27 protein-coding genes are annotated in these 26793 nt (G+C 61.0%); 16 read left to right on the forward strand and 11 right to left on the reverse strand.

The window, feature by feature from the left end; all coding sequences use genetic code 11:
- The first annotated feature begins 75 nt into the window (after positions 1-75).
- Positions 76-981 carry an EamA family transporter gene (locus SERRSCBI_RS06565; RefSeq protein ID WP_033642300.1) on the forward strand — a complete coding sequence of 302 codons (906 nt, stop codon included), beginning with the start codon at positions 76-78 and terminating at the stop codon, positions 979-981.
- 82 nt (positions 982-1063) lie between these two features.
- On the forward strand, positions 1064-1657 hold the full coding sequence (locus SERRSCBI_RS06570; protein WP_033642301.1) for a LysE family translocator: 594 nt from the start codon (positions 1064-1066) through the stop codon (positions 1655-1657).
- On the opposite strand, the gene SERRSCBI_RS06575 is transcribed toward SERRSCBI_RS06570, so the two are convergent.
- A complete protein-coding gene (locus SERRSCBI_RS06575) occupies positions 1633-2460 on the reverse strand; it encodes an AraC family transcriptional regulator (protein WP_033642302.1) in 828 nt (275 codons plus the stop codon). The two genes, SERRSCBI_RS06570 and SERRSCBI_RS06575, sit on opposite strands and share 25 nt — an antisense overlap.
- Positions 2461-2529: 69 nt before the next feature.
- Between SERRSCBI_RS06575 and SERRSCBI_RS06580 the strand changes: the two genes are divergently transcribed.
- Entirely contained in the window at positions 2530-2748 is a 219-nt protein-coding gene (locus tag SERRSCBI_RS06580) for a hypothetical protein (RefSeq protein WP_033642303.1), read from the forward strand.
- A gap of 8 nt (positions 2749-2756) precedes the next feature.
- Here the strand turns inward: SERRSCBI_RS06580 and SERRSCBI_RS06585 are convergent, their stop codons facing one another.
- Complete coding sequence (locus SERRSCBI_RS06585) at positions 2757-3605, reverse strand: PA4780 family RIO1-like protein kinase (protein WP_033642304.1); 849 nt, start codon at positions 3603-3605, stop codon at positions 2757-2759.
- A gap of 120 nt (positions 3606-3725) precedes the next feature.
- A complete protein-coding gene (gene amyA / locus SERRSCBI_RS06590) occupies positions 3726-5216 on the reverse strand; it encodes an alpha-amylase (RefSeq protein ID WP_042783924.1) in 1491 nt (496 codons plus the stop codon).
- Between the two features lie 488 nt (positions 5217-5704).
- On the opposite strand from amyA, the gene SERRSCBI_RS06595 reads away from it, so the two are divergent.
- Together SERRSCBI_RS06595 and SERRSCBI_RS06600 are read left to right on the forward strand one after the other, a co-directional pair.
- On the forward strand, positions 5705-6628 hold the full coding sequence (locus tag SERRSCBI_RS06595; RefSeq protein ID WP_042783926.1) for a helix-turn-helix domain-containing GNAT family N-acetyltransferase: 924 nt from the start codon (positions 5705-5707) through the stop codon (positions 6626-6628).
- A 99-nt stretch (positions 6629-6727) separates the two neighbouring features.
- Positions 6728-8011, forward strand: a complete 1284-nt coding sequence (locus SERRSCBI_RS06600) for an SLC13 family permease (protein WP_042783927.1) — start codon at positions 6728-6730, stop codon at positions 8009-8011.
- Here SERRSCBI_RS06600 and dapF read toward each other — a convergent pair.
- From dapF to SERRSCBI_RS06615, 3 genes are all read right to left on the reverse strand, one after another.
- Positions 7986-8861 carry a diaminopimelate epimerase gene (gene dapF / locus SERRSCBI_RS06605; RefSeq protein ID WP_042783928.1) on the reverse strand — a complete coding sequence of 292 codons (876 nt, stop codon included), beginning with the start codon at positions 8859-8861 and terminating at the stop codon, positions 7986-7988. The genes SERRSCBI_RS06600 and dapF overlap by 26 nt on opposite strands.
- A 113-nt stretch (positions 8862-8974) precedes the next feature.
- Positions 8975-9232, reverse strand: coding sequence for a YdgH/BhsA/McbA-like domain containing protein (locus SERRSCBI_RS06610; RefSeq protein ID WP_042783929.1), 258 nt, complete (start codon positions 9230-9232; stop codon positions 8975-8977).
- 193 nt (positions 9233-9425) lie between these two features.
- Complete coding sequence (locus tag SERRSCBI_RS06615; protein ID WP_033642312.1) at positions 9426-9683, reverse strand: DUF1471 domain-containing protein; 258 nt, start codon at positions 9681-9683, stop codon at positions 9426-9428.
- Positions 9684-9859: 176 nt separating this feature from the next.
- On the opposite strand from SERRSCBI_RS06615, the gene SERRSCBI_RS06620 reads away from it, so the two are divergent.
- Positions 9860-10504, forward strand: coding sequence for a TetR/AcrR family transcriptional regulator (locus tag SERRSCBI_RS06620; RefSeq protein ID WP_033642313.1), 645 nt, complete (start codon positions 9860-9862; stop codon positions 10502-10504).
- Between the two features lie 738 nt (positions 10505-11242).
- On the opposite strand, the gene SERRSCBI_RS06625 is transcribed toward SERRSCBI_RS06620, so the two are convergent.
- The 4 genes from SERRSCBI_RS06625 to SERRSCBI_RS06640 all read right to left on the reverse strand — a co-directional run bounded on the left by SERRSCBI_RS06625 (position 11243) and on the right by SERRSCBI_RS06640 (position 14476).
- Positions 11243-12061 (reverse strand): MetQ/NlpA family ABC transporter substrate-binding protein, encoded by an 819-nt coding sequence (locus SERRSCBI_RS06625; RefSeq protein ID WP_033652662.1) that lies wholly within the window; start codon positions 12059-12061, stop codon positions 11243-11245.
- Between the two features lie 19 nt (positions 12062-12080).
- Complete coding sequence (locus SERRSCBI_RS06630) at positions 12081-12749, reverse strand: methionine ABC transporter permease (protein ID WP_033642316.1); 669 nt, start codon at positions 12747-12749, stop codon at positions 12081-12083.
- The gene (locus SERRSCBI_RS06635; RefSeq protein ID WP_033642317.1) at positions 12742-13767 is read right to left on the reverse strand and encodes a methionine ABC transporter ATP-binding protein; all 1026 of its coding nucleotides are present in this window, start codon (positions 13765-13767) and stop codon (positions 12742-12744) included. Before SERRSCBI_RS06635 ends, SERRSCBI_RS06630 begins: the two co-directional genes overlap by 8 nt.
- 265 nt (positions 13768-14032) lie before the next feature.
- The gene (locus SERRSCBI_RS06640) at positions 14033-14476 is read right to left on the reverse strand and encodes an acetyltransferase (RefSeq protein WP_033642318.1); all 444 of its coding nucleotides are present in this window, start codon (positions 14474-14476) and stop codon (positions 14033-14035) included.
- A gap of 242 nt (positions 14477-14718) precedes the next feature.
- Here SERRSCBI_RS06640 and SERRSCBI_RS06645 point away from each other — a divergent pair, with 242 nt between their 5' ends.
- The 3 genes from SERRSCBI_RS06645 to SERRSCBI_RS06655 all read left to right on the forward strand — a co-directional run bounded on the left by SERRSCBI_RS06645 (position 14719) and on the right by SERRSCBI_RS06655 (position 17420).
- Positions 14719-15591 carry an oxygenase MpaB family protein gene (locus tag SERRSCBI_RS06645; RefSeq protein WP_033652666.1) on the forward strand — a complete coding sequence of 291 codons (873 nt, stop codon included), beginning with the start codon at positions 14719-14721 and terminating at the stop codon, positions 15589-15591.
- Between the two features lie 163 nt (positions 15592-15754).
- A complete protein-coding gene (locus SERRSCBI_RS06650; RefSeq protein ID WP_042783930.1) occupies positions 15755-16858 on the forward strand; it encodes a suppressor of fused domain protein in 1104 nt (367 codons plus the stop codon).
- Positions 16859-16892: 34 nt separating this feature from the next.
- Positions 16893-17420, forward strand: coding sequence for a cysteine hydrolase family protein (locus SERRSCBI_RS06655; protein ID WP_042783932.1), 528 nt, complete (start codon positions 16893-16895; stop codon positions 17418-17420).
- 32 nt (positions 17421-17452) lie between these two features.
- On the opposite strand, the gene SERRSCBI_RS06660 is transcribed toward SERRSCBI_RS06655, so the two are convergent.
- The gene (locus tag SERRSCBI_RS06660) at positions 17453-18328 is read right to left on the reverse strand and encodes an NAD(P)-dependent oxidoreductase (RefSeq protein WP_033652668.1); all 876 of its coding nucleotides are present in this window, start codon (positions 18326-18328) and stop codon (positions 17453-17455) included.
- A gap of 290 nt (positions 18329-18618) precedes the next feature.
- Between SERRSCBI_RS06660 and trpS the strand changes: the two genes are divergently transcribed.
- The 7 genes from trpS (at position 18619) to SERRSCBI_RS06695 (ending at position 26708) form a co-directional block, all read left to right on the forward strand.
- Positions 18619-19626 carry a tryptophan--tRNA ligase gene (gene trpS / locus SERRSCBI_RS06665; protein ID WP_042783933.1) on the forward strand — a complete coding sequence of 336 codons (1008 nt, stop codon included), beginning with the start codon at positions 18619-18621 and terminating at the stop codon, positions 19624-19626.
- A 117-nt stretch (positions 19627-19743) separates the two neighbouring features.
- Positions 19744-20577, forward strand: a complete 834-nt coding sequence (gene phnC / locus SERRSCBI_RS06670) for a phosphonate ABC transporter ATP-binding protein (RefSeq protein ID WP_042783934.1) — start codon at positions 19744-19746, stop codon at positions 20575-20577.
- 41 nt (positions 20578-20618) lie between these two features.
- Positions 20619-21551, forward strand: coding sequence for a phosphonate ABC transporter substrate-binding protein (phnD, locus tag SERRSCBI_RS06675; RefSeq protein ID WP_042783935.1), 933 nt, complete (start codon positions 20619-20621; stop codon positions 21549-21551).
- A 78-nt stretch (positions 21552-21629) separates the two neighbouring features.
- Positions 21630-22493 (forward strand): phosphonate ABC transporter, permease protein PhnE, encoded by an 864-nt coding sequence (gene phnE, locus SERRSCBI_RS06680; RefSeq protein WP_016928590.1) that lies wholly within the window; start codon positions 21630-21632, stop codon positions 22491-22493.
- Positions 22490-23389, forward strand: coding sequence for a phosphonate ABC transporter, permease protein PhnE (gene phnE, locus SERRSCBI_RS06685; protein WP_033642327.1), 900 nt, complete (start codon positions 22490-22492; stop codon positions 23387-23389). Before phnE (SERRSCBI_RS06680) ends, phnE (SERRSCBI_RS06685) begins: the two co-directional genes overlap by 4 nt.
- Before the next feature lie 109 nt (positions 23390-23498).
- Positions 23499-23963: a DUF1456 family protein gene (locus tag SERRSCBI_RS06690; protein WP_042783937.1), complete on the forward strand. Its 465-nt coding sequence runs from the start codon at positions 23499-23501 to the stop codon at positions 23961-23963.
- 177 nt (positions 23964-24140) lie between these two features.
- A complete protein-coding gene (locus tag SERRSCBI_RS06695; protein ID WP_042783939.1) occupies positions 24141-26708 on the forward strand; it encodes a putative mucin/carbohydrate-binding domain-containing protein in 2568 nt (855 codons plus the stop codon).
- Positions 26709-26793: the final 85 nt, after the last annotated feature.

The raw sequence follows: 26793 nt of genomic DNA on the forward strand, positions 1-26793 counted from the left end.
GCCGGTGTCCATGCGCCCGGTTTGGTTGTAACCTGCAAGGCAAAGCGAATTTTCAATGGGATAAGCGGGGCGAGGATGACATTGCGCGATCGGTTGTTGGCGCTGTTGGTGGTGGTGATCTGGGGCGTGAATTTCGTGGTAATCAAGTTCGGCCTGCAGGGGATGCCGCCGTTCCTGTTGGCCGGGATGCGTTTTTTACTGGTGGCGTTGCCGGCGATCTTCTTTATCCCGCGCCCGACCATCCCGTGGAAATGGCTGTTGCTCTACGGCATGACCATGAGTTTCGCGCAGTTTGCCTTTCTGTTTGTCGCCATCAAGGTGGGCATGCCGGCGGGGCTGGCCTCGCTGGTGTTGCAGGCGCAGGTGTTCTTCACCCTGCTGTTGGGTGTCGTGCTGATGGGCGAAAAGCTGCGCGTCAATCATTTCGTCGGCATCGCCATCGCCAGCGGCGGCATGCTGGCGCTGGCGCAGGCCAGCCTGCATAAGCCGGGCAGCGGCGCGGTCCCCCTGGCGGGCCTGCTGCTGACCCTGGCGGCGGCGTTCTCCTGGGCGCTGGGCAACCTGACCAACAAGAAGATCCTGGCCGGTTTCCCGCAGCGCAACATTTTGTCGCTGGTGGTGTGGAGCGCGCCGATCCCGGTACTGCCGTTCCTGATTTGCAGCTGGCTGTTCGACGGCCCGCAGGCGGTGTTGGCCAGCCTGAGCCATGTGCAGGTCGGCACCTGGCTGGCGGTTGCCTATCTGGCGTTCGCCGCCACGCTGTTCGGTTATTCGGTATGGGGCAGCCTGCTGGGGCGCTACGAAACCTGGCGCGTCGCGCCGCTGACGCTGCTGGTGCCGCTGGTCGGGCTGTTCGCCGCCTGGCTGCTGCTGGACGAAGCGCTGTCGCCGGCGCAGTTCGGCGGCGCGTTGCTGGTGCTGGCCGGCATGGCGGTCAATACCTTCGGGTTGCCGCGCCGGCGGGCCGTCGCGGTGCGCTAAACCTAACAGGGCAATTCTGTTCAATACGTTGTCGGCGCGGCCCGGCATTCTGGCGTCTGTGAATTTTTCCTCAGGTGCCCTCATGAATAATATCTACCTTTCCATGGCCGCATTTGCGCTGGCGGCCTCCATCACGCCCGGCCCGGTCAACATCGTCGCATTGAGCGCCGGGGCGCAGTTCGGCTTTGGCGCGACCCAGCGTCACGTGTTCGGCGCCACGCTGGGGTTTACCCTGTTGCTGGTGCTGCTGGGTTTGGGCATGCACCAACTGCTGATCCTGTGGCCGGCGTTGACCCGCTTGATCCAATGGGCCGGCGTGGCCTTCCTGCTGTTTATGGCCTACCGGCTGGCGTTTGACGACGGCAGGCTGGGCAACGGCGAGGCGCAGGCGCCTTCCTGTTGGTACGGCGCGCTGATGCAATGGCTGAACCCCAAGGCATGGCTGGCGTCGGTGGCCAGCCTCGGGGCGTTTGTCGGCGACGGTGACATCCGGCTGCTGTGGCAGTTCGCCGGGCTCTACTTCGTGATTTGCTATGCTTCGGTGGCCTGCTGGGCTTACGTTGGCGCGATGTTGCGCGGCCTGCTCAGGCAGGCGCGCAACGTACAACGCTTCAATCGCGCGATGGCGGCGTTGCTGGCGGCCAGCGCCTGCTATCTGTTGGCGGAGGGTTTTTGATACTGGCCGGGTGTCGCGGCCAGCAGCTGTTTGAAGGTGCGCTGGAAGTGCGCCTGATCGGCAAAGCCGCTTTCGCTGGCGGCCGCGGCGATCGGCAGGCCGCTTTTCAATAGCCGATGGCCGTGCTGCACGCGGCGATTGACCAGATAGGCGTGCGGCGTCATGCCGTAGCGCTGGCGGAAGGCGCGGATCAGGTAGGAGGGCGAGAGCGCGGCGGCGTGGCAAATGTCTTCCAGCGTCAGCGACTGAGTGCAGTGCGCGTCGATAAACGCCGCCGCCGCTTCCAGTCGGGGGTGCGGAGGCGTCTCCGGCTGGCGGCCGCTGCCCAGCGCGAGCTGCAGGGCGCTGAAATACTCCACCAGGGCGATCTGTTTTTCCAGCGCGCCGCACTGCGCGTTCGTCAGCAGCGCGTACAGTTGGTTCAGCCCGTTGAACAGCGCCGGATCGCGGCTGAGCGGCCGGCTGAAGGGGACAAAGCGGTCGCCGTCGCCGCCCATCATTTCCTGCTGCAGCGCGCCGAGCCAGGCGAGATCGAGATAGAACATGATGTATGACCAACGGCGGTCGGCGATCGGGTTGCAGGCATGCGCCTGCTGCGGATTGATGATCACCACATCGCCGGCGCCGACCTGCATGCGCCGCTCGCCGTTGACATAGGTGCTGACGCCGCCGGTGATGGCGCCGATGGAAAAGAATTCGTGGCTGTGCAGGCTGTAGCACACTTTGCGGCCATCATTGATGGCGCGCGCTTCGACAAAAGGCAACTGCGGGTCGCGCCAGAACTGGGGCGTTTTTTCACTCATGCGCTTTCCTTTTCACTGCGGCGGCATCACAGTGTTATAGCCTGAAAGCGACGAAAAGGGGAATGGCGGATGATGATTTTTAACGTGTTCGGCCGCCTGGTAGGCGTGAAGCGTATCGGGGACGAATGGCGGCTGTTCCGCGTGACGCTGCCGGAGCGCAAATATGCCCCCAGCTACGATATCGTGTTGCCGGCGGATCTGCGCGAAGAGGAGATCGCCGGCTATCTGGGGGATATCTATCACGAAGCCGCGACCCCGCAGCGGCCGGACGTGTTTCGCGTCGAGTAGCGCGGGCGTTACTCTTCCGCGTTGCGCGCCATGAGGCGGCGCTGATGTTCCTCGCTGGCGGCCTGGATCTCTTCCAGCACCGAGCCGACGTCGGCGCGCTTCTGAATTTCGCTGAATCGGCCGCTGAGGACGCTGTCCGGCGTCAGCGTGCCTTCCTGATACAGCGCCCAGATCTCTTTGGCATATTGGCTGTCGCGCAGCTCCGGCGCAAATTGGCCGTAATATTCCGCCAGATTGTCGATATCGCGCTCGAACATGCTTTTGGCGTGGTTGTTGGCGGCGGCGTCCACCACCTGCGGCAGATCGATGATCACCGGCCCGTCTTTATCCATCAGCACGTTGAATTCCGACAGATCGCCGTGCACCAAGCCGGCGCACAGCATGCGCACCGCGTAGTTCATCATCAGAGCATGATCGGCGCGCGCCTGTTCCGGCGTCAGGATGACATCGCTCAGACGCGGCGCCACCAGGCCTTCCTCGTCGGTGATCAGCTCCATCAGCAGCACGCCGTCCAGGCAGATGTCCGGCTGCGGCACCCGCACCCCGGCTCTGGCCAGCAGATACAGCGCGTCCACTTCGGTGTTCTGCCAGGCTTCTTCCTGTTGCTGACGGCCGAATTTGGAGCCTTTGCTCATGGCGCGCGCGTCGCGGCTGTTGCGCACCTTGCGCCCTTCCTGGTAGTGCACGGCCTGCTTGAAGTTGCGCTTCTCGGCTTCTTTGTACACTTTGGCGCAGCGGATCTCATCGCCGCAGCGCACGATAAACACGTCGGCTTCTTTGCCGCTTTTCAAACGGCGGATGACTTCGTCGATTAACCCGTCATCCACCAGCGGCTGGAGTCGTTTTGGAATTTTCATGCAGCCTTGTACCCTATTTAGGCTCCGGTGTGAATGGCTTGCGCAGTTGATAGCGTAAGTTAGACCCGAAAGGCAAACATTAGTTTTGCCGCCGCGGCATCATTGCGCGGCGGCGGGCGTTCACAGGCTGCCTGTCGGCACCCAGACGCTGACGCTGCCGGCGTTGACCGGGAAATGGGCGCTGCCCTGGTCGTCGGTGGTGATTTCCTCCTGGCGGTTACCGAGGAAATCGCGCCAGGCGGTGCGCGCCAGATCGGCGCCGAGCGCGACCGTCTTGCCGCTTTCGCCGCCGTTGGTCAACACCACCACGCAGCCGGGGGCGTCGGCGGTGCCGGCGCGGCTGAAGGCCACGCAGTGGCTGTCGTCGAAGTAGTCGGTTTGCGGGCCGTTGGCGAAGCGCTGGCGGGCGGCAATCAGCTTCTCCAGCTCTGGGATCGCCGGCATGTCAATCTGGTACTCGCCGCCGTCACGCCCTTTATCGCGGTAACTGGCGCCATAAAGGTCGGGGTAAAACACGCAGGGCACGCCCTGTTCGCGCAGCAGGATCAGCGCGTAGGCCAGCGGTTTGAACCAGGGTTCCACCGGCGCCTCCAGCGATTGCAGCGGCTGGGTATCGTGGTTGGCGACCAGCGTCACCGCGTGGGCCGGATCGACGGCGGTCAGGGTATCGGTGAAGATCTGCGCCATGTCGAAGCCGTCGCCCTGTTTTGACGCCTGATGAAACTTCAGGTGCAGCGCCACGTCGAACAGCATTACTTTGCCGTCCACCAACTCGATGTATTGTTGCAGCGCGCTGAGATCGTGCGACCAGTATTCGGCGACGATAAACAGATCGCGCTGCGCGCTGTCGCGCACGTGATCCGCCCACTCTTTGAAGAACCAGGCGGGAATGTGTTTGGCGGCGTCGAGGCGAAAGCCGTCGCACGGCAGCGTGTCCAGCAGCCAGCGCGCCCAGTATTTGAGCTCCTCCGTCACGGCGGTATTGCGGAACTCCACGTCGGCGCCCATCAGGTAGTCGTAGTTGCCTTTCTCGTCGTCGACCTGATCGTTCCAGCCGTCGTCGCCGTAGTCGTTGGCGATTTTAAACACCCCTTTATCGTCCGGCTGCTCAACGTAATCGACGCCGCTGAAGCATTTGTAATCCCAGATAAACTCGGAATGCGCGCCCTGGCGGCCGGGGAAGGTAAAGCGGGTATAGGCCAGCGCGTCGAAGCCCTGGTCGTCGATGTCGTTGCGGTTGTTGGCGTCCACCTTGAACACGTGCACCCGTTCTTTCTCGTCCGCGCCGAGCTTGTGGTTGAACACCACGTCGTAGAGCACCCCCACGCCGTGTTCGCGCAGCGCAGTGGCGGCGTGTTCGAGCGCCGCCTTGTCGCCGTATTTAGTGGCCACGCTGCCTTTCTGGTCAAACTCGCCCAGATCGAACAGATCGTAGGTGTCGTAACCGACGGAGTAGCCGCCGGAAGCGCCTTTGTAGGCGGGCGGCAGCCACAGATCGGTAATGCCCAGTTCGGCGAGGTGCGGGGCGCGTTCGGCGGCCTCCTGCCACAGTTTGCCGCCGTCGGGGTAGTACCAGTGGAAGAATTGCAGCAGGGTGGTTTTTTTCGTCATGAGCCAGCGTCCCGGTTAGCCAGAAGGAAAGGAGCAGTTAAAGCATGGGCTACTTTTGGCAAAAGGGACAATGGCGCAGGCAGGCGCGTGAAGGCAGGCGTAAATATGTAACCGACGTTGACGAGATAGCGGTTAAGTTGTTTATATCAAGTTTTCGTTTTTTTATTTTTATTGTTTATTTTTCATGTAGATATTCTCTTTGTTTTTTATTTATGAATTTTTGATGTTTTTGTGTTCATTTTTTCTGGGTTTTTATTTTAATTTTAAATGCTAATTTGGTTTTTAATTTTAAAAATAATTATTTAATTGGGTTTAAGTTCTTTTAACTGAAATATTTTGACATATTCAGGTGACCTGTTGGTTATTCATTCGCAATTGTTTATGCGTTATCGTTATTTTCGAAATTAGGTAACACTATCAACTAAATCTCATTTTTTATCGGTAGCTAATTGGGGATATCAATTGTGAACATCAGGGATTTCAGAGCATTGGCGCGCAATTTGGTCAGAGAATTCGGCATGTTGAACAAGCAGAGCAACGGCTCGCGCTTTTCGCCGCTGCAGATCCATCTGATGATCGAAGTCAGCGAGCAGCCGCTGGGCGTCACTGAGCTGGCGGCCCGGCTGTGCATCGACAAGGCCAGCGCCAGCCGGGCGCTGCGCAGCCTGGTGGCCGCCGGCGTGATAGAAACGGTAGATCATCCGGATGACAGGCGGCACAACCTGCATCGGCTGAGTAAACAGGGCGGCAAGGCGCTGGCCGGCATCGAGAGCGACGCCGACGGCTTTATGCAGGCGGCGCTGGCGCAGTTGGACGACGATGAGCTGGCGAGCACCACTGCGGCGATGAAAAAGATGACTGCGGCGCTGCGCAGCGCGCGCAAACAGCGCGACGCCAACCTGCGGGTGCGGCCGATCGCCGAGCGCGACGATGCGGCGATGGCGGCGATCGTTCGCGAGGTGTTTCGCGTTCGCGAGGTGTTTCGCGAGTACGGCATGGACAAGATGGAAGGGGTCAGCCTGCACGATCCGGATCTCGATCGGCTGACCGGCCTGTATCATGACAACGGCGGCCGCTACTGGGTGCTGGAGCGGGACGGGCTGGTGGTGGGGGGCGTCGGCATGGCGCCGCTGGCCGGCGAAGAGCCCGGCTATTGCGAACTGCAAAAACTGTTCTTCAAACCCGGCGCGCGCGGGCTGGGCATGGCGCGCTATATGGTGGTGCAGGCGCTGAAGGCGGCGCGGGCGGCGGGGTACCGCTACTGCTACCTGGAAACCACCGAACAGTTGAAAGAGGCGATCGGGTTATATTACGCGCTGGGTTTCACGCTGCTGACGGAACGGCGCGGCAATACCGGCCACCACGGCTGCAATGTGTGCATGCTGAAAAATCTGCAGAACGACGATATGTGAGCGGTTTCAAGGTTAACGCCCGCGCCTTGTGTCACCCTGTTAACCGTTTGATAACAATCACAACGTTTTATCAGGGAGAAGAATTATGTTGGGGATCCCATGGCGCTGTCTGCGCTGGTCACGCTGGTGGTCATCGCGCTATGGGCCAGCGCCCGTTTGCCGGAGTATTTGGTCGCGTTGCTGTTCTTTGCGGCGGTGATGGTATTGCAGCTGGCACCCGCCGCGGTGACCTTTTCCGGTTTCGCGTCTTCCGCATTCTGGCTGGTGCTCAGCGGTTTCGTGTTGGGCACCGCCATCCGCAGCACCGGCTTGGCGGATCGCCTGGCCAACCGGCTCTTGCCGCATCTGGCCGGTTCCTGGCCGCGCCTGGTGGGCGGCGTGGTGGCGATAAGCTACGCGTTGGCGTTTGTCATGCCCTCCAATATGGGGCGCATTACGCTGCTGATGCCGATCGTCATGGCGTTGGCCGAGCGCGCCGGCCTGGCGGAAGGCTCGCGCGGCCGCATCGGTTTGGCGCTGGCGGTGGGGTTCGGCACCTTCCAGCTTTCCGCCAGCATCCTGCCGGCCAACGTGCCTAACCTGGTGATGAGCGGCGCGGCGGAAAGCGCCTACGGCAGCCATTTCGCATATCTCTCTTATCTGCTGTTGCACGCTCCGGTGCTCGGGGTGGCCAAAGGCGCGCTGCTGACGCTGTGCATCTGTGGCCTGTTCCGTGCCCGGCCGCAGCCGGTGGCGGCCGAGGCGGCACAAACGCCGCTCAGTGCCGCCGAGTGGCGGCTGATCGCGCTGTTGGGCATTACGGTGCTGCTGTGGATGACCGACAGCTGGCACGGCATCGCCCCGGCCTGGATAGGGTTGGCGGCGGCCTGCTTCTGCCTGTTGCCGCGCGTCGGTTTTCTCAACGGCGAGCAGTTCGCCGCCGGGGTCAACGTGCGCACCTGTATTTACGTGGCGGGGATCCTGGGGCTGACTGCATTGGTCAGCCACTCGGGGCTCGGCGATCGGTTGGGCGGCGCGCTGCTGGCGATGATGCCGGATCTGCACGGCAAGCCGTTTACCGCATTCGGTTCGCTGGTGGGGGTCACCGCGCTGTTGAATTTCGTGGTGACCGCCAACGGCGTGCCGGCGCTGTTTACCCCGCTGGCGCAGGCGTTGTCCGCAGGCAGCGGCTTGCCGCTGCTGACGGTGCTGATGACCCAGGTGATCGGTTACGCCACGCCGCTGTTGCCGTATCAGGCCTCGCCGATCGTGGTGGCGATGGGGATGGGCAAAGTGCCGGCGCGCGAAGGGCTAAAGCTGTGCCTGCTGTTGGCCGCGCTCAGCTTCGCACTGCTGGTGCCGTTGGACTATCTGTGGTTCAGGCTGCTGGGGTGGATCCCGTAAACAGCCCCGCGCCGCCGGCAAAGCAGTCTTCGTCCAGCGTCAGGGTGGCGATTTTATGCACAGGTCCGCGCATGCTGACCTGAAAATCGCCGCTGAAGGCGATCTGCAGTTCGCCGCCCGGCATCCGCACACTAACCCGATCGCCGACTCGTCCCAACTTGCGCATCACGCTGGCGGCGGCGCAGCTGCTGCTGCCGGAGGCGAGGGTAAAGCCGGCGCCGCGCTCCCAGATGCCGATGCGCAGCGTCTGGCGATCGACCACTTCCACCAGTTGTACATTGGTGCGTTTCGGGAACAGCGGATGGCGCTCAATCTGCGGTCCGAGCCGATGCACTTGCGCCAGATCCAGTTTTTCCACCGGCACCACGCAGTGCGGGTTGCCCATCGACACCAGCGAAACGCTTAACGTCTCCTCCTTCAGGGGCAGCGGATAGTTCAGCGCCTCCGGCAGATCGATCAAGGCCGGCAGCGCCGCCGGGCTGAAATTGGCGCGCCCCATCTCCACGGTTATCTGATGCGCGTCTTCCGCCACCTGGCAACGCACGTCGCCGCCGGCGGTGTGCACCAGAAACGGCTGATGCGCCACGCGCTTGCTGTCGAACAGATACCGCGCGTAGATACGCAAGCCGTTGCCGCTTTTCTCCGCTTCGGAGCCGTCCGGGTTGATGATGCGCAGGGTGGGATTGACGGCGTCGCCGCTGTCGATCAGCAGGCCGTCGGAACCGATGCCGTAATGCGGGTGGCACAGCAGGCGGATTTGTTCCAGGCTCAGGCGATCGGCGACCGAACGATGGCATACCAGGTAGTCGTTGCCCAGACCGTGATATTTGTGAAACAGCAGGGGAGTCATGGCGTTGCTCGGCTCAGCGGGAAGAGGTCGCTACAGCTTACAACAGAACGTTGGCGTTAAAGCAAACAAAAGGCGGCCTGAGCCGCCCTTTTGCACGATTGCCGATCCGGCCATTAATTGTAGATGATCGCGGTGCCGTGCAGTTTGTTGTCACCGGTAGTGGCGATGATCTGGAAGGATTTGGCGCCCGCCGCGTCGGCTTTGGCCGCCAGTTTGTTTTCCAGGCTGCTCAGGTCGGACGCGCCGCTGACGGTAACGACGCCGGCTTTTTGCAGGTCGGCGGGTTGCGCGTTAACCAGTTCGGCGGCGAAGCTGCCGAAGGAGGCGGAAGCCAGTGCGATGGCTGCGATGGTCATTTTCAGGTTTTTCATGGTCTTATTTCCTATCAGTGTTCTTTACGATGTTTGTTTTGTAAGGTCGTTAAATTAATTAACGATCGATAATTTAATGTTAGATGCCGGTTTGACGGATTGCAAGTATTTTTTTAATGCTCGTTAATTAATTTTTTTTACGCCCTGGCGTTGTGAGCAATAAGGATATGCAGTCCACAGGCTTAATGCTTTGTTATTGATAGATTTCTGCAGTGCCATGCAGCTGGTTGTTGCCGCCGGCGCTGGTGATGCGGAAGGATTTGGCGCCGGCCTGATCGGCTTTGGCGGCCAGGCTGTTTTCCAGCGAGGTCAAATCGGACGCGCCGCTGACGGTGATGACGCCCACTTTTTGCTGGTCGGCCGGTTGGCTAGTGACCAAATCGGCGGCGAAGCTGCCGAAGGAAACGCTGGCCAGAGTGAGGGCGGCTAAGGTTAGTTTTAAGCTTTTCATGATGTTAATTCCTTTTCGATAACGGTCAATAGAGGGTTTTAATCCGGTTCGCTAATTTTTATTAACGATCGATAACTAAATGCTAATCGGTTCTCGACGAGGGCGCAATATTTTTTTATAATGATCGTTAAGTTATTTGTGCTAAGCCTGCTGTGGAGCGGGATAGGAGAGGAACGATGAGCATCAATGAAGCGGTCTGCGGCAAGAAAAGCCGTGGCAGACCCAAACAATTTGATCGCGACCGGGCGTTGGAAAGCGCACTCGATCTGTTCTGGCGGCACGGGTATGAAGCCACCTCGCTGGCCGATCTGGTGGAAGTGACCGGCGCCAAGGCGCCGACGCTGTATGCCGAGTTCGGCAACAAAGAAGGGATGTTCCGCGCGGCGGTGGAGCGCTATCTGCAAAAATACACCACCTGCACCAACCAGCTGTTGGAACAGGATGTGCCGGTGGCCGAGATCGTCGAGGCCTACGTGCGTTCTTCGGTTCAGGTCTTCACCGATCCCGATACCCCCTCCGGCTGCTTTATGGTGTGTGCCTCCGCTGCGCTGTCGTCCGCTTCCGACGACGTCGCCCAGATGCTGCGCAAAAAGCATCATGCGCAGGAAGCGGCGCTGAAGGCCTGCTTCGATCGCAAGGTGCAGCAGGGCGAGCTGCTGGCGAAAACCGATACCGCGCTGCTGGCGAAATACGTGATTTGCACCATTGAAGGCATGTCGGTGCAGGCGCGAGAAGGGGCAAGCCGGGACGATCTGTTGCGGTTGCTGGAGGCGCTGATGCTGGTGTGGCCGCGTCTCAGCCAGATTGGCAATAAGGTGTAGAAACAGGCCCGGTTTTCACCGTAATGCCGCTCAGTTAATCCTGAGTGGCATTTTTTTATCCAGCTTCTGGGCGTTCTGTGCAGGGGAATTGCCGTAAATGTCCTGCATTTCTCTATGGCCAACATGAACGGCAATTGGAGGGGCCGATGGCGCGGCCCCTCCACCCGCGCCTTTGCTTAACACCGTCTGTCCGCTATGCGGATACCCTCGCCGCGCCTGCATTGTCGGGCGGGTCGGCTGCGACAAACGTCCCTGTTAGTCTCGCCTCAACCGGCCTTCCCTGGCCGGTTGCCCCTGACAACGCCGTCTTGCTCGGCAGCCGGTGATGCGCGCCCAAGGTCAACACCTGAGCTGGCAGCTACCGGGAAATCTGTTGCTTATGAGGTTGTGGTAGAGAAGTTGGAGATGAGCGCGGTGTTGGGCGCCCTTGAAGACGCCGAACGCAGACGTAGCGCATTAGGCGAAACCGCCATGGACGGCGGTTTCAGGTGAGACAGGCAGGGACGCCTGTCGCAACCGGCCTCAATGCGCTATGGCGGAGGGAGGGGAGTTGGCAAAGCCAACCGTCTGACAGGGCAAAGGCGCGGGTTGCCAGGGGCCGCGCCTTCGGCCCCTGGCTCGGTCGAGGTGTGGGAGCCACATGGGGCATCTCACTTTTATCGACCGAAAATTTCACGAACGCCTGCATAAAAACGCTAACTGACCAGCATTACGGTTTTTACCGGGCCGTATACAGCGTCACTGATTGACCGGGATCACCGCGCCCTGGTATTTCTCGCGGATAAAGTCTTGAATCGGCTTGGAGTGCAGCACTTTCACCAGCGCCACGATCTCCGGCTTGTTCACGTCGGCTTTGTGCACGGTGATGATGTTGGCGTACGGGTTGTTTTCGCCGCTTTCGACCGCGATCGGATCCTTGGTCGGATTCAGCCCGGCGTCGATGGCGTAGTTGGCGTTGATCACCACGGCGTCACCTTCGTTGTTGTTGTACATCTGCGGCAGCAGCGCGCCTTCAACGTTAGCCTGGAACTTCAGGTGTTTCGGGTTTTCCACCACGTCGGCGATGCGTGCATCCACTTTGCTCACCCCTGGCTTCAGCTTGATCACGCCTTCCCGTTCAAAGATTGACAGAATGCGGCCTTCTTCCGCCACCGCGTCGCGCATGATGATTTTGCCGTTTTCCGGCAGATCTTTCAGGCTCTTGTACTTCTTCGAGTAGATGCCGATAGGCTCAATATGGATCGCGCCGGCGCTGACGAAGTCGTAGCTCTTGTCGTCGGCGTGGTCTTTCAGCACCGAGTTCAGGTAAGGCACGTGCTGGAAGTAGTTGGCGTCGATGTCGTGGCTGGCCAGCGCGGTGTTCGGCAGGATGTAGTCCTGGAAGCGCTTGATCTGCAGATCGATGCCTTCCTTCGCCAGTATCGGTTTGGCCTGTTCGAGGATCTCGGCGTGCGGCACGTTGGAGGCGCCAACCACCAGCTTGGTTGCCGCGGCGGCGCCGTAAGAGGCGAGGGTGGCGACAGAGGCGAAAGCCAACATCAGTAGGTGCTTTTTCATCATCGTTTTCCTTGGTTAATTAACGTTTATCGAGCGTTCTTGTCAGGGTGTCGCCAATGAACTGAATGACGAAAACGATCAGCAGGATCGTCAGCGTCGCCACCAGCGTCACGTCACTGTGGTTGCGTTGGAAGCCTTCCAGATAGGCCAGGTTGCCCAGGCCGCCGGCGCCGATCACCCCGGCCATCGCGGTGTAGCTCACCAGCGCGATCAGGGTGACGGTGATGCCGGAAACCAGCGCCGGCGAGCTCTCCGGCAGCAAGACGCGGAAAATCAGGGTGCGGTTTTTGGCGCCCATCGAGCGCGCCGCTTCGATTACCCCTTTGTCGACCTCGCGCAGCGCGATCTCCACCAGCCGGGCGTAGAACGGCGCGGCGCCGACGATCAGCGCCGGCAGGGCGGCGTCCGCACCGAGAATGGTGCCGATCAGCGACTTGGTGAACGGGATCAGCAGCACGATCAGAATGATGAACGGAATGGAGCGGAAGACGTTGACCAGCACGGAGATCAGGGTGTAGACCGTGCGGTTTTGCAGCAACTGCCCCTTCGAGGTTAAAAACAGCAGCACGCCGAGCACGATGCCCAGCACCAGCGTGGCCAAACCGGCGATGCCGGTCATGTACAGCGTTTCCCAGGTGGCGTCCCACAGTTGGTCCAGACGCAGGTGGGGGAACAGGGATTCAATCATGTTGGATAACCTCGACGGCGATGTCTCTTTCGTTCAGCAGGCTGAGCATGTCGGCGACGTGTTGTTCGTTGCCTTCGGCGTGGATGTACAGTTCGCCGAACGAACCGTTGAGGGTGTGGCTGATCTTGCCGTGCAGAATGTTGACGGTGAGTGGGTAGCGCCGAATCACCTCGGCGATTACTGCCTGATGAGTTTGTTCGCCGACGAAGGTCAGCTTGAAGATCGCCCCCGGCAGGTGGGCGGTGAGCTGCGGGTTGAAGCTCTCAGCCGTGTCCGCATACTGCGACACCTGTTTGACGAACTGCCGGGTGATCGGCTGCTGTGGCCGGGTGAACACCTCGAGCACCGGCCCCTCTTCGACGATGCGGCCGTTTTCCATTACCGCCACGCGGTGGCAGATTTTGCGCACCACGTGCATTTCGTGGGTGATCAGCACGATGGTCAATTTCAGCTGGCGATTGATGGCCAGCAGCAGGTCGAGAATGGCGTCGGTGGTTTGCGGATCGAGCGCTGAGGTGGCCTCGTCGCACAGCAGCACGCTCGGGTTATTGGCCAGCGCGCGGGCGATGCCGACGCGCTGTTTCTGGCCGCCGCTGAGCTGCGACGGGTAGGCGTTTTCGCGCCCCTGCAGGCCAACCAGCGCGATCAGTTCCGCCACGCGCGGGGCAATCTGCGCCTTGGGGACGCCGGCTATCTGCATGGAAAAAGCGATGTTTTGGCTGACGGTGCGCGACCACAGCAGGTTGAAGTGTTGGAACACCATGCTGATTTTCAGCCGCGCCTGGCGCAGGTGGCTGCCTTTGGCGCGGGCGATATCGAATCCGCCCACGTCAATGCGGCCGCTGGTGGGCTTTTCCAGGCCGTTGAGCAGGCGGATCAGCGTGCTTTTGCCGGCGCCGCTGTAGCCGATGATGCCGTAAATTTGCCCGGCTTCTATCGCCAGGCTGACGTCGTCAACCGCCACGACGCGGCCCTGTGCGCTGTCAAAAGTTTTGCAAACGTTCGAAAGAACGATCATAGCGAAGCGGATCCTTATTGATACATCACAGCATTCCGTCCGGGGCGCGTCGCGCCGGACAAGGATCGTTCGGCTTTTCGGCGGGGCACAACCCGGCGGGAAGTGACGGACGGAACCTCTGTTGCGGGTGAATACCGGGCAATCCTACCGAGGGTTGATAGTGACAGGAAGAATGTAAAATCTATTACTTATTCTGATTTGATATATTAGGTAGCGGGCGAGAGAAGGGGAGAAAACCGGCCGCAGGGCGGCCGGCGGGGGCGGACTAGCGTTTTTCCAGCTTCATGTGCAGCAGCGGGAACGGGTTGCCCTGGCCGTCGAGCGGTGAGCGGCCGGTGATGACAAAACCGTAGTGGCGGTAGAAGCCGCTGGCCTGCGGGTTTTGCTCGTTCACGTCCAGCTGCAGCTCATCGTGCAGCGTTTCCGCGTGGGTCAGCAGCGCTTTGCCCACGCCTTTGCCGCGCTGATCGGCATCGATAAACAGCATCTCCACCTTGTTGCCGTTCAGACCAATAAAGCCGCAGGGATGCCCCGGCTGCTCTTCGGCCACCCAAACGTTGACCGCCGGCAGGTAGTCGTTCAGCACCAGCGGGAACAGCTGTGCGATGTTGTCTTCGGTTAAAAAGTGGTGAGTGGCGCGCACCGAACGCAGCCAGATATCTGCCAATTGCGCGTTGTCTTCCGCCGCGCGTGCTCTGATGGTAATCATCGAACTCTCTGCTATCTAAGTTGAAGGAAAAGAAACTAGATAGAGGTTTTGTGGGGTTAGTGCCGAATTAACGTGGGTTAACGCCCTGCAAAGCGCCTCTGCAGTGGATCGAATAGGCCCGCCTGGTTGCAAGCGGTATAACAACTGTAATTCAGTAAGTTAAAGCTTTCAACCGCCGCAGGGCGCAATGAGGCGCTCGCCGCGTGATACACTGGCCGCTGAATGAGCAAGAGGGCGGCAGGATGGAAGCGGTACGCGCAGCGATAGAAAAACAGGTGCTCAGCCTGACCGGGCTGGCACTCGGCGGCGTCGATTTTGAGAATCCGCCCGGCGATCCGGGGCTGTTCGGCCCGCAGTCGGTCATCTGGCAGGTACACCGCGATTTCACCCCGATGCTGTGCGGCGGCGTCAGCGCCTTGCTGTTGCAAATGCTGCACCCGTTGGCGCTGGCCGGCGTATGGGATCACTCCAACTTCCGCGACGATATGATTGGCCGCCTGCGCCGCACCAGCCAGTTCGTGTCGGTCACCACCTTCGGCCCGACCGCCGAGGCGGAGCGGCTGATCGCCAAAGTCAAAGCCATCCACCTGCGGGTGACCGGCGTCGGCAGCGACGGCACGCCCTATGCCGCCAGCGATCCAGCGCTGCTGACCTGGGTGCACGTGGCGGAGAGCAGCCGTTTTCTGGCCAGCCACCTGCGCTACCGCAACCCGCATCTTTCCCGCGATTTGCAGGATCAATACTATCGCGAAGCGGCGCGCGTGGCCGCCGCGCTGGGGGCGACCGCTATCCCTCAGTCCTGCGCGGAGGTAGACGACTATCTGCAGGCGATGCGGCCGCAGCTGGTCTGTGACGAACGCACCCAAGAGGTGGCGCGCATTCTGCTGAAGGCGCCGGCGCCGAGCGCGTTGGCGCGCCCGCTCGGCGGGGTGGTGATGCAGGCGGGCATCGATCTGTTGCCCGATTGGGCGCAGCGGCAGTTCGGCTTTCATCCGGGCGCGTTGCGGCGGCGGTTGGTGCGAACGGGGGCTGCAGGCCTCGGCAAAGTGCTGGGCGCGTCGATGCGCAACGGTTCCTATCAGCGCGCGGTGCGGCGCATCACTCAGCCGTCATGAGCCGCAGCCGCTATAATTAACCTTTGTTTATCTTCGTTTACGGCCGTTTTTGAGACTTTTACGGGTGATTCGGCCAGTAATGCGTTTTACACTTGAGGGCAAAGCCACATTCCATTTTTTGCGCGCAGCCGATTCTGCCGCGCCCTGACCCTATTGAGGTGATATGAACGAGTCATACGTACTTGCTGAAGTCAGCAATGAGAACCAGACGCTGGTCGCGGTGGTTCAGCAAGATCACCGGGCAGCCTATTTTTACATTTATCCCGCCGAAGCCTACAGCGATCGCTATCAGGTGCGCGCCTGCTGGCTGCGCAATCTGGCCGCCGCGCCGCTGCAGGAAGATCGCGCCGCGCTGGAGCAGGGGCAACCGCCGATGCTGGCGGCGGAATTTTGCCGCAACCTGGAAGGGGAAGCGCCGCTGAACCCGGAAGGGCTGATGGTGGTGTGGAGCGAAAGCGACGACGGCGCGGCCCTGTGGTATTACGGCCAATTGCTGGCGGTGATCCCCGGCTGGAGCCTGTATATCGACCATTCGGTGTGCTATTCGGCCAGCTGCATCAAGGAGAGCCCGTTGGCCTATCCGCTCGGTTCGGCCTCGACCAACACGCAATATGCGCAGGCGGAAAGCACCCGCCAGTTTTGGCGTAGCTGGCAGCGTGAAGAGGGCAATCCGTGGCCGAAGATGCAGCGCGATTTTCAGGCGCGCTATGAGCAGCATTTCGGCCCTTCGGTAAAATACTACGCCATCGATCAAGGCAAGTGGCCGCCGATGGCCATCACTCAGCACGAGCGCGACGGCATCTATTACTTCCTCACCATGGGCGTCAGCATTCGGCCGATGCCGTGGGTGGAGATCCTGTTCAACGATGAGGCTTCGCGCTATCGCCGCATGGAGATGGCGATCGCCATCGACAGCCAATACATGACCGAAGACAACGCGGTGCAGATGGCCAGCGCGCTGGCCGGTTTCGCTCACGCGCCTTGGGCGCGGCTGACCTGGATCGGCGAAGGTCATACGCTGGAGTCCGACGTGGCGCCGTTGGGCTACGAAGGCTATATTTTATCGTCGTCCTTCTACCCGCATAGTGCGCACCTGACTCTGCCGCAGCAGTACGGCGATCCGGTGAACCTGTTTTGGGCCAGCCCGGTGTTTACCGCCGAGCGGCAGCTGGCGCACGCCACGCCGAACGGCGGGCACGATCTGGTGCACAGGTTGCGCGAGCAGGGCGTCGACCATATTTTCCGCCCGCGCCAGCCGGTGTGCTGACGCGACTTGTCTCGTCTTCTCTTCGGGAGCCGCCATGACCAGCGCGCTGTTGATTATCGATGTGCAGGAAGGGTTGTTTACGCCGCCGCCGGCGGATGCCGCGGGCACCGTTGCGCGCATCAACCAACTGAGCGAGCGCGCCCGCCGGGCGGGCGTGCCGGTGATCGTGATTCAGCACCATACGCCGGACGACGAACTGCCGCACGGCAGCGCCGCCTGGCAAGTGCTTGCGGCGCTGAAGGTGGCGCCGGGCGACCATCGGGTGGATAAAACCACGCCGGACTCGTTCCTGCGCACTTCGCTCGGCGCGTTACTGATCGCCAACGGCGTATCGCAGCTGGTGGTTTGCGGCTATTCCACGCCGTTTTGCATCGATACCACGGTGCGCAGCGCGGCGGCGCACGGCTATCCGGTGACGCTGGCGGCGGATGCGCATACCTGCCACGACAAATCCTATGCCGACGGTTTGCTGATCCGCACCCACCATAACGAGACGCTGTCGAATATCGACAGCTTCGGCGTGCCGATCCGCGCCGTGCCCGCGGCGGACATCGTGTTCTGAGTACGGAAAACGGGGGCCAACGCCCCCGTTCGTTATTTCAGGCCCGCTCGTCGCGCCGCTACCTTGGCCAGCGCCGCCCAGTCCAGATCCGCATCCCCCTGCGCCATCGCGTCGAGGAAATTGTCTTTCAGCACCCCGGCGAACGGCATCGGCGTATGGCTGTCGGCGCCGGCGGCCAGCGCCAGCCCGACGTCCTTCAGCCCCAGCGCCAAGCGGAATCCGGCGGGTGAATACTTCTCGGCGGCGATCAGCGCGCCATAGCCCTGATAGGCCGGGGCGGCGAAGACGGTGCCGCTCAGCATCTGCAGGTAGTCGGCGCCGGAAACGCCGTAGTTGCGCACCAGCGCGCTGCCTTCCGCCATCGCTTCAATGGCGCTGGCCAGCGTAAAGTTGGTGGCGATTTTGACCACGTTGGCCTGCGCCGGATCGGCGCCGAAGTGCCAGGTTTTCTGGCCGAGGGCATCGAACAGCGGCTGCGCTTGCTTCAGCCGCTCGCTATCGCCGGCCGCCAGAATATTCAGCTTGCCGGCGGCGGCCACGTCGACCCGGCCCAGCACCGGCGCGGCGAGATAACCGATGCCGTGTTCCGCATGCAGCGTCGTCAGGCGTTTGGCGAGTTCGACCGAGATAGTCGCCATATTGATATGCAGCGCGCCCGGTTTCATCCGCTGCAGCAATCCGCTGTCTACCACCACCTGTTGCGTCGCGGCATCGTCGGCCAGCATGGTGATCAGCACGTCGGCATCGGCCAACTGTTCCGGCCGTTCGGCCTGCCGCGCGCCGGCGCTCACCAGCGGCTGCGCCGCCTGCGGCGAACGGTTCCATACCGTCAACGCAAATCCCGCCTTCACCAGGTTAGCCGCCATGGCGCTGCCCATCCCACCCAGTCCGGCAAATCCGATCTTCATCATGCGCTCCTTTTTCAGGTTGAAGGTTTTACCCTAGCGCGCCGGGCCAGGAACGCAAATGCCGGAGTGTAACGCCGTCTTACGCGCCGGCGGCGGGCTATTGACGCATTGCCGCTGCGGGTATACCTTGATGGCATGAATATATCTATGCACTCCACCCACAATCAGTCATGGTGGCGCCTCTTCTGAGGCGGCACGAGTATTCACATCTCTTTTTAATGCCGCCGGTTTGGCGGCATTATCTTTTGTGGCGTTGATCCGGCGGTCTACAGACCTTCAGGAGCACTGTCATGAGCTACACCATTCTTACCGGCGATCGCGCCACCGGCCCACTGCATTTAGGTCACTTCGTCGGCTCGCTGCGCCAGCGCGTCGAACTGCAGCACCAGCATAACCAAACGGTGATGGTGGCGGATTTGCAGGGCCTGACCGACAACGGCAACAACCCGCAAAAAATCAGCGCCAACGTGCTCAACGTGGTGGCCGACTATCTGGCGGTCGGCATCGATCCGCACAAGACCACCATTTGCCTGCAGTCGGCGCTGCCGGCGTTGGCCGAGCTGACGATGTACTACCTCAACCTGGTCAGCGTGGCGCGGCTGGAACGCAACCCGACGGTGAAAAGCGAAATCGCCGAGAAGGATTTCGCCCGCAGCCTGCCGGCCGGTTTTCTGATCTATCCGGTCAGCCAGGCGGCGGACATCACCGCCTTCGGCGCCACCCACGTGCCGGTCGGCGAGGATCAGCTGCCGATGCTGGAGCAAACCAACGAGATCGTGCGGCGCTTCAACCACATCGTCGGCCAACCGGTGCTGACGGAGTGCCAGCCGTTGTTAAGCAACGTCGGGCGTCTGCCGGGGCTGGACGGGCAGGGCAAAATGTCAAAATCGCGCGGCAACGCCATCCCGCTTGGCGCCGGCGCCGACGAGGTGCACAAGGCGGTGATGAGCATGTTCACCGATCCCGGCCATCTCAACGTCAGCGATCCCGGCCGGGTGGAGGGCAACATGGTGTTCACCTATCTGGACGCCTTCTGCGAAGACGCCGCGCTGGTGGCGGAGCTGAAGGCGCACTACCGGCGCGGCGGGTTGGGGGACGTGAAAATCAAACGGCTGCTGGAGGATTGCCTGCAGAGCCTGCTCGAACCGATCCGCACCCGCCGCGCCGAATTCATCGCCGATAAAGGCGAGCTGACGCGCATCCTGCAGCACGGCACCCGCCGCGCGCATCAGGTCAGCCAGCAGACGCTGCAACAGGTCAAGGCGGCGCTGGGGCTGGACTTCTTTAGCCTGGAATGATGCGCACGCCGGGGCGGCGCGCGTCACGCCCCGGCCATAAAACCATCATCCCACTGTCATAAACTTATCCGTTAATAGGTGCCCATAATGATTAGCCACTGAAACCAGAGAAATCATATGGCTCAGGCACTGTTAAAATTGGCGCAGCACGACTTTCCAGGGCAGCACGCCGCCGCATCCCGCAAAGTGTTATCGGTAAAGGGGCTCGGCAAAGCTTACAAAGCGAAGCAGCGCGTGCTGGATGACATCAATTTCGATCTGCACGCCGGCGAATTCGTGGCGGTGATCGGCCGCTCCGGCGCAGGCAAGTCCACGCTGCTGCATACCCTCAATGGTACCATTCCTTCCAGCTGCGGCGAGATGCTGCACTTCGAAGACGATGGTGTGGCGCAGGATATCGCCCAGCTTGCCGGCCGCCAGATGCGCCAATGGCGCGCGCGCTGCGGCATGATCTTCCAGGATTTCTGCCTGGTGCCGCGGCTGGACGTGATGACCAACGTGCTGCTGGGGCGCCTGAGCCATACCTCCACCCTGAAATCCTTCTTCAAACTGTTCGATGACGCCGACCGCGCTCGCGCCATCGAGCTGTTGCAGTGGCTTAACATGCTGCCGCACGCGCTGCAGCGCGCCGAGCACCTCTCCGGCGGCCAGATGCAGCGCGTCGCCATCTGCCGCGCGCTGATGCAAAACCCGCAAATCCTGCTGGCCGATGAGCCGGTGGCGTCGCTCGATCCGAAAAACACCCGCCGCATCATGGACGCGCTGCAGAAAATCAGCGAAGACGGCATCGCGGTGATGGTGAACCTGCACTCGGTCGAACTGGTGAAAGAGTATTGCTCGCGGGTGATCGGCATCGCCCACGGGAAGATCGTGTTTGACGGGCATCCTTCGCAACTGAACGAACGGATCCTGCACCAGCTGTATGGCGAGGAAGCCAATCAGATCCATTGAAGCACTTTTGACCTTTACCCTTTACACACAAGGCACACCTAATGAAAAAAGTATTGAGTCTGACCACCCTGATGGCCGGCGCGATGATGGTATTTAATGCTGCCGCAGCGGATGCGCCGAAAGAGCTGAACCTGGGCATTCTCGGCGGCCAGAACGCCACCCAGCAGATCGGCGATAACCAGTGCGTGAAGCAGTTCCTGGATAAAGAGTTGAACGTCGATACCAAGCTGCGCAACTCATCCGACTATTCCGGCGTGATCCAGGGCCTGCTGGGCGGCAAGATTGACCTGGTGCTCAGCATGTCGCCGTCGTCGTTCGCTTCGGTTTACATCAAGGATCCGAAAGCGGTGGACATCGTCGGCATCGCGGTTGACGACGTCGACCAGTCGCGGGGCTACCACTCGGTGGTGGTGGTGAAGGCCGGCAGCCCGTACCAGAAACTGGAAGACCTGAAGGGCAAGGCCATCGGCTTCGCCGATCCGGATTCCACCTCCGGCTTCCTGATCCCGAACCAGGCGTTTAAAAAGCTGTTCGGCGGCACGGTCGACAACAAATACAACAACACCTTCTCCAGCGTCACCTTCTCCGGCGGCCACGAGCAGGACATCCTCGGCGTGCTGAACGGCCAGTTCGAAGGCGCGGTGACCTGGGCGTCGATGATCGGCGACTACAACACCGGCTACACCAGCGGCGCGTTCACCCGCATGATCCGCATGGATCATCCGGACCTGATGAAACAGATCCGCATCATCTGGCAGTCGCCGCTGATCCCGAACGGCCCGATCCTGGTGAGCAACTCGCTGCCGGCCGACTTCAAGGCCAAAGTGGTCACCGCCATCAAGAAGCTGGATAAAGACGATCACGCGTGCTTTATCAAAGCGATGGGCGGCAAACAGCACATCGGCGAAACCACCCTGGCGGAATACCAGACCATCATCGATATGAAGCGCGAGCTGACCAAAGGCGACCGTTGATTCCCGGCTGCCTCGGCCGCCCGAATGAAGGGGTTCAGCATGCTGAACCCCTTGTTCCATAACGATGGAAGACCTGTTTTGAATACCGATTTCGCACACTATTACCAACGGATCCGCAGCAAGCAAAAGCGCGAAGCGCTGCTGTGGTCGCTCGGGCTGGTGGTGCTGTACCTGGGCGCCGGCAACCTCGCCGAGTTCAACCTGCACACCGTCTGGGTGTCTATTCCGCACTTCTTCGACTACCTGGCCGAAACCGTGCCGACGCTGCACTGGAACCTGCTGTTCGCCGATGGGCGTACCGAAGGCTCGCTGGCCTACTGGGGCTATCGCCTGAACATTCAGCTGCCGCTGATCTGGGAGACCCTGCAGCTGGCGCTGGCGGCGACCATTTTCTCGGTGCTGGTGGCGACCGTGCTGGCATTTCTGGCGGCCGGCAATACCTATACTCCGGCCTCGGTGCGGCTCGCGATCCGCACGCTGGTGGCGTTCTTGCGCACCATGCCGGAGCTGGCGTGGGCGGTGATGTTCGTGATGGCGTTCGGCATCGGCGCCATTCCCGGCTTCCTGGCGCTGGCGCTGCACACCATCGGCAGCCTGACCAAGCTGTTCTACGAATCGATCGAAACCGCCTCCAACAAACCGGTGCGCGGGCTGGCGGCCTGCGGCGCCACGCCGCTGCAGCGCATGCGCTTCGGCCTGTGGCCGCAGGTGAAGCCGGTGTTTCTCTCCTACAGCTTCATGCGGCTGGAGATCAACTTCCGCCAGTCGACCATTTTGGGGCTGGTGGGGGCGGGCGGCATCGGCCAGGAGCTGATGACCAACATTAAACTCGACCGTTACGATCAGGTCAGCATGACGCTGCTGCTGATCATCGTGGTGGTTTCCGTGCTCGACTACGTGTCGGGCGAGCTGCGCAAGCGCGTGGTGGAGGGGGCAAAATGACAGCGGGCACTCCGGCATCGGCGGAAACGCTTCGCCAGTTGAAACAGCAGCATCCGGCGATCTTCGCGCAGCAGGGGCGCTACCTGCGCACCGTCGGCCTGATCGCCTTGGCGATCGTGCTGTACTACGTGTTCTTCTTCCTGGTCTTCGGCATTAGCTGGCCGCAGTTTATCAACGGCTGCCAGCAGCTGGGGCGCTATTTCCTGCGCATGTTCGTCTGGCATGACTTCGCCAACTGGCCGTTCATGTACTACTTCCAGCAGATCGGCATCACCATCGCCATCGTGTTCGCCGGCACCATCACCGCGTCGCTGATCGCGCTGCCGCTGTCGTTCTTCGCCGCGCGCAACGTGATGTCGACGCCGCTGCTGCGGCCAATTTCGGTGCTGGTGCGCCGCTTGCTGGACGTGCTGCGCGGCATCGACATGGCGATCTGGGGGCTGATCTTCGTGCGCGCCGTCGGCATGGGGCCGCTCGCCGGGGTGCTGGCTATCGTGATGCAGGACGTCGGGCTGCTGGGCAAACTGTACGCCGAAGGCCATGAGGCGGTGGACAAGTCCCCCAGCCGCGGCCTGACGGCGGTGGGCGCCAACGGGTTACAGAAGCACCGCTACGGCATTTTCACCCAGTCGTTCCCCACTTTCCTGGCGCTCAGCCTGTACCAGATCGAATCCAACACCCGCTCTGCGGCGGTGCTGGGCTTCGTCGGCGCCGGCGGCATCGGCCTGGTGTATGCGGAGAATATGCGGCTGTGGAACTGGGACGTAGTGATGTTCATCACCCTGATCCTGGTGGTGGTAGTGATGATCATGGACAAGGTCTCGTCGATGCTGCGCAACAAGTACATCATCGGCGAAGATATCCCGCTGTATCAGCAAAAAAGCCAAATCGATTGAGAAACCCCTTGCCGATCCCTATACTGCCGCACATTCAAGGTGTGTGGCAGTCATTTCGTTTCGCAATGTGCGCACGTCCCCGTTAGACAAGTAAAGGCAATGCAATCCCATGATGAACAACGACGTGCTGCGCAGCGTGCGCTATATGCTGAGCATTAACAACGCCAAAATGGTCGAGATTATCAAACTGGACGATTTCGAGGTGGCGGTGTCGGCGATGGACGCTTACGTGATCAAAGAAGGCGAGCAGGGCTACGAGAAGTGCCCTGACGAAGTGATGGCGCACTTCCTCAACGGCCTGGTGTTCTTCAAGCGCGGCAAGGACGACAAGTTCCCGGCGCCGGCGGTTGAACTGCCGATCACCAATAACCTGGTGCTGAAAAAGCTGCGCGTGGCGTTCGAGCTGAAAGACACCGACATGCACCAGATTTTCACCGCGGTGGACTTCCGCATCTCCAAGCCGGAGCTGAGCGCGCTGTTCCGCAAAGAGGGCACCAAGAACTACCGCCCGTGCGGCGATCAGATGCTGCGCTACTTCCTCAAAGGGTTGGCGCAGCGCGTTCGCGGCGAGTAACGCGCAGCGTTCACCGAACATCAGGCGCAATCGCAAGGTTGCGCCTTTTTTTTTTGTCTCCTCCCTCCTACCTTTGTTGTACTGGCCCTCAGCCACCCGCCATCGATGGAGGGCGTGCCGCCCATCCGGTTACTTTTTCATGGTCAATTCAATCACCCAAACCATGAGGAAAGCAGGATGCCAACCATCACGAAAACCCAATCACTTTACACGTTGACCCGGCCGGTCTGGCTGGATGCGGCAGGCATGAGCAAAGGCATCGATCACGATCGCCAGCACCTGGGCGTCATTCTCGCCGCCGGGCAGGTGCTGCGAGTGCGTCAGACCAACGCGGCGTTTACCGGCAAGCTCACGCTGCGCTTGCTGAATGACGACAGCAAAACGGAAGCGGAATTCAGCGTCGGCGCGAGCTGGGTCGAGGCCCAGGTCAATGCCGTCTCGGTGCCGTTCATCGATACGCCGTATGGGCAGGGCGAGCCGGCGCTGGAGTTCGAGTACCCGGACACGGCGAAAGCGCTGCCGGTTTATCGCCGTGGCGAAAACGAAGCCGCATTCTTTGCCCGCTGGGACGATCGGGACGCCGAGTTTGCCCTGGTCGATGCGGAATACGCAGTGTTGCTGGTGCCGAAAATCAGTAAACCGACGCTGAAGTCGCTGGGCGACGCGAAAAACATCGACGGGCTGATCGCCTACTACGATCGCATTTTCACTTTCTACAATGCGCTGACCGGTGTCTCGTTCGAGGCTGAACACGAATCCGATCGCAATATTCGCAACCGCTACTTTATGAAGGCCGATAAGCACGGCGCCGGCGCCGCGTATTACGGCGGCCGCTGGACGGCGGAAACCAGCAACTCGGTCAGCAGCTTCTGGCTGACGCCGAAAGACAGCAACTGGGGCAGCCTGCATGAGATCGCGCACGGCTATCAGGGGCACTTTATGGGCGACAAATATTTCTCCACCGGTGAGATGTGGAACAATATTTATGCCGCTTGCTATCAGGACGTGATGCTGGGGGAACGCAAATACCAGGAGGGGTGGCTGTATAACTACGGCAACGCGGCCGCCGTCGAGAAGAAAATCATCGATTTGATCGCTCAGGGCATGCCGCTCAACCAGTGGGATCTGCGCTCCAAGCTGTTCTTTGCGATGCTGATGGTCGACAAGGCAGGCAAGAACGCCTTCACGCACTTTAATCAGCAATATCGTCAAAGCTGCAATACGCCGGGCTTCGTGCCGTCGGAACATGCCTTGCTGGACCTGCTGTCGGCAAGCTTCGCCGCGGCCGGTGAGCAGATCGACGTGACGCCTTTCGTCGAGCTGACCGGCGGCGTGATCACCCAAGCGCAGCGCGATCGCAACGCGTTCAGCCACGCCAAGGCGGTGTATCCGCTGTATCAACTGGTGGACGCGCAGAGTCTGCCGGCGGTGCAGGCGCAGCTGAAACTGGATTCCTCGCTGCGGCTGGTCGATTCCTGCCAGCTCAAGGCCAGCGGGCTGAAAGGCGACGTCACCCTGAGTCTGGATATCGATGACTTTGCGCAGATCTACGGTGAAGACCTGATCCTGATGGAAGGGGCGCGCTATGCCCACAAAGTCCGTATCGACACGCCGACCCTGGCGCTGACTGCGCTGCCGATCGGCGTGTATACCTTGCGGTTGCCGACCGGCAAAGATCGTAAATATCGGCCGACGGCGGGTTACCTGACGGTGAAGCAGGGGAAAAACGCGGTGACGCTTCGCTTCGAGCGCAAAGCCGCTTCGCCGATCGTTTCGCAGGAGATCAATCTGTTGGGCCTGAGCGATGCGGTCTTCGCCACCGTGGTCGTCGATCGCGCCAAAGGAGCGGTGGTGGTTGACGTGACCAGCACCACGCCGCACGCCTACTTCCCCGGTGAAACCTATGCCCGGGTGACGCTGCGCGATCGGCAGGGCGCGGTGCGCTTCAGCAAGGAGATTCAGGGCACTCAGGCTACGTTAAGTCATGACGAGCTGCCGTTTGCCGAGGGCGATGACATCGAGATTTACCATGTGGAGCCGAGCCGGGTGCGTTTGAATCCGGCGGCGGCCGACGTCATCGATAACAAAAACAAAACCAACGTACTGCGCATCGAAACCAGCGGGCTGAAAAACCCGGCGTTGCCCGGCGATCCCGAGCAGGCGCTGCTGGCGCGCCTGGAACAGGCGGCGCAGCGTTTGCGTCGCCTGTTGCCGGCTTACTATGCGCCATCGTCGTCGTTCAAGGACGATATTTATCTGGCGTTCGGCGCCTTTGCCGAGCCGCAGCGCGAGTCACTGTTGGCGACCTATCGGGATTGCCTGCCGGCCGACAATACGCCGCCGGGCGCCAACGTCGGCAATGCGTTTACCGTGGCGTGCAAAGGGATTGGCGATCGCCAGTTCCTGACCGGCGCCATCGATCTGGTGAAGAAAACCGTTACCGTCACGCTGGCGGCGGGGATTGCTCACCACTACTTTGCCGACAGCTATGCCTTCCTCAGCGTGACGGATGCGGACGGCAACGTCTTGCTCAGCTACGACGTCATCGGCAGCCAGAATCAACCGGCCAAAACCTGGGTGTTGCCGCTGTCGGGTTACGGCGGTGAAGTGATTCATCTGCGGCATGAAGAGCCGGACAACCGCCTGGCGATCGTCAACGAAATGCAGCACTTGCGGCTGGCGGAGAAGGGCAAGCAACAGACCTACTGCATTACGCCGGTCGGTTTGAAACGCATCAACGACTGATCCCCATCGGCCTGCGGGGCGGCGAGTGCGTCGCCCCGGTTTTTCCTCTGCATCATCCCGCCATTGCACTCTTTTTTGTTCTCCC

The organism is Serratia sp. SCBI, assembly GCF_000747565.1.
Lineage (GTDB): Bacteria > Pseudomonadota > Gammaproteobacteria > Enterobacterales > Enterobacteriaceae > Serratia > Serratia ureilytica.

What these genes read in the sequence shown, in the direction of transcription:
- SERRSCBI_RS06565 (WP_033642300.1), top strand. Translation starts at nt 76, where the DNA reads ATGACATTGCGCGATCGGTTGTTGGCGCTGTTGGTGGTGGTGATCTGG.
- SERRSCBI_RS06570 (WP_033642301.1), top strand. Translation starts at nt 1,064, where the DNA reads ATGAATAATATCTACCTTTCCATGGCCGCATTTGCGCTGGCGGCCTCC.
- SERRSCBI_RS06575 (WP_033642302.1), bottom strand. Translation starts at nt 2,460, where the DNA reads ATGAGTGAAAAAACGCCCCAGTTCTGGCGCGACCCGCAGTTGCCTTTT.
- SERRSCBI_RS06580 (WP_033642303.1), top strand. Translation starts at nt 2,530, where the DNA reads ATGATGATTTTTAACGTGTTCGGCCGCCTGGTAGGCGTGAAGCGTATC.
- SERRSCBI_RS06585 (WP_033642304.1), bottom strand. Translation starts at nt 3,605, where the DNA reads ATGAAAATTCCAAAACGACTCCAGCCGCTGGTGGATGACGGGTTAATC.
- amyA (WP_042783924.1), bottom strand. Translation starts at nt 5,216, where the DNA reads ATGACGAAAAAAACCACCCTGCTGCAATTCTTCCACTGGTACTACCCC.
- SERRSCBI_RS06600 (WP_042783927.1), top strand. Translation starts at nt 6,728, where the DNA reads ATGGCGCTGTCTGCGCTGGTCACGCTGGTGGTCATCGCGCTATGGGCC.
- dapF (WP_042783928.1), bottom strand. Translation starts at nt 8,861, where the DNA reads ATGACTCCCCTGCTGTTTCACAAATATCACGGTCTGGGCAACGACTAC.
- SERRSCBI_RS06610 (WP_042783929.1), bottom strand. Translation starts at nt 9,232, where the DNA reads ATGAAAAACCTGAAAATGACCATCGCAGCCATCGCACTGGCTTCCGCC.
- SERRSCBI_RS06615 (WP_033642312.1), bottom strand. Translation starts at nt 9,683, where the DNA reads ATGAAAAGCTTAAAACTAACCTTAGCCGCCCTCACTCTGGCCAGCGTT.
- SERRSCBI_RS06620 (WP_033642313.1), top strand. Translation starts at nt 9,860, where the DNA reads ATGAGCATCAATGAAGCGGTCTGCGGCAAGAAAAGCCGTGGCAGACCC.
- SERRSCBI_RS06625 (WP_033652662.1), bottom strand. Translation starts at nt 12,061, where the DNA reads ATGAAAAAGCACCTACTGATGTTGGCTTTCGCCTCTGTCGCCACCCTC.
- SERRSCBI_RS06630 (WP_033642316.1), bottom strand. Translation starts at nt 12,749, where the DNA reads ATGATTGAATCCCTGTTCCCCCACCTGCGTCTGGACCAACTGTGGGAC.
- SERRSCBI_RS06635 (WP_033642317.1), bottom strand. Translation starts at nt 13,767, where the DNA reads ATGATCGTTCTTTCGAACGTTTGCAAAACTTTTGACAGCGCACAGGGC.
- SERRSCBI_RS06640 (WP_033642318.1), bottom strand. Translation starts at nt 14,476, where the DNA reads ATGATTACCATCAGAGCACGCGCGGCGGAAGACAACGCGCAATTGGCA.
- SERRSCBI_RS06645 (WP_033652666.1), top strand. Translation starts at nt 14,719, where the DNA reads ATGGAAGCGGTACGCGCAGCGATAGAAAAACAGGTGCTCAGCCTGACC.
- SERRSCBI_RS06650 (WP_042783930.1), top strand. Translation starts at nt 15,755, where the DNA reads ATGAACGAGTCATACGTACTTGCTGAAGTCAGCAATGAGAACCAGACG.
- SERRSCBI_RS06655 (WP_042783932.1), top strand. Translation starts at nt 16,893, where the DNA reads ATGACCAGCGCGCTGTTGATTATCGATGTGCAGGAAGGGTTGTTTACG.
- SERRSCBI_RS06660 (WP_033652668.1), bottom strand. Translation starts at nt 18,328, where the DNA reads ATGAAGATCGGATTTGCCGGACTGGGTGGGATGGGCAGCGCCATGGCG.
- trpS (WP_042783933.1), top strand. Translation starts at nt 18,619, where the DNA reads ATGAGCTACACCATTCTTACCGGCGATCGCGCCACCGGCCCACTGCAT.
- phnC (WP_042783934.1), top strand. Translation starts at nt 19,744, where the DNA reads ATGGCTCAGGCACTGTTAAAATTGGCGCAGCACGACTTTCCAGGGCAG.
- phnD (WP_042783935.1), top strand. Translation starts at nt 20,619, where the DNA reads ATGAAAAAAGTATTGAGTCTGACCACCCTGATGGCCGGCGCGATGATG.
- phnE (WP_033642327.1), top strand. Translation starts at nt 22,490, where the DNA reads ATGACAGCGGGCACTCCGGCATCGGCGGAAACGCTTCGCCAGTTGAAA.
- SERRSCBI_RS06690 (WP_042783937.1), top strand. Translation starts at nt 23,499, where the DNA reads ATGATGAACAACGACGTGCTGCGCAGCGTGCGCTATATGCTGAGCATT.
- SERRSCBI_RS06695 (WP_042783939.1), top strand. Translation starts at nt 24,141, where the DNA reads ATGCCAACCATCACGAAAACCCAATCACTTTACACGTTGACCCGGCCG.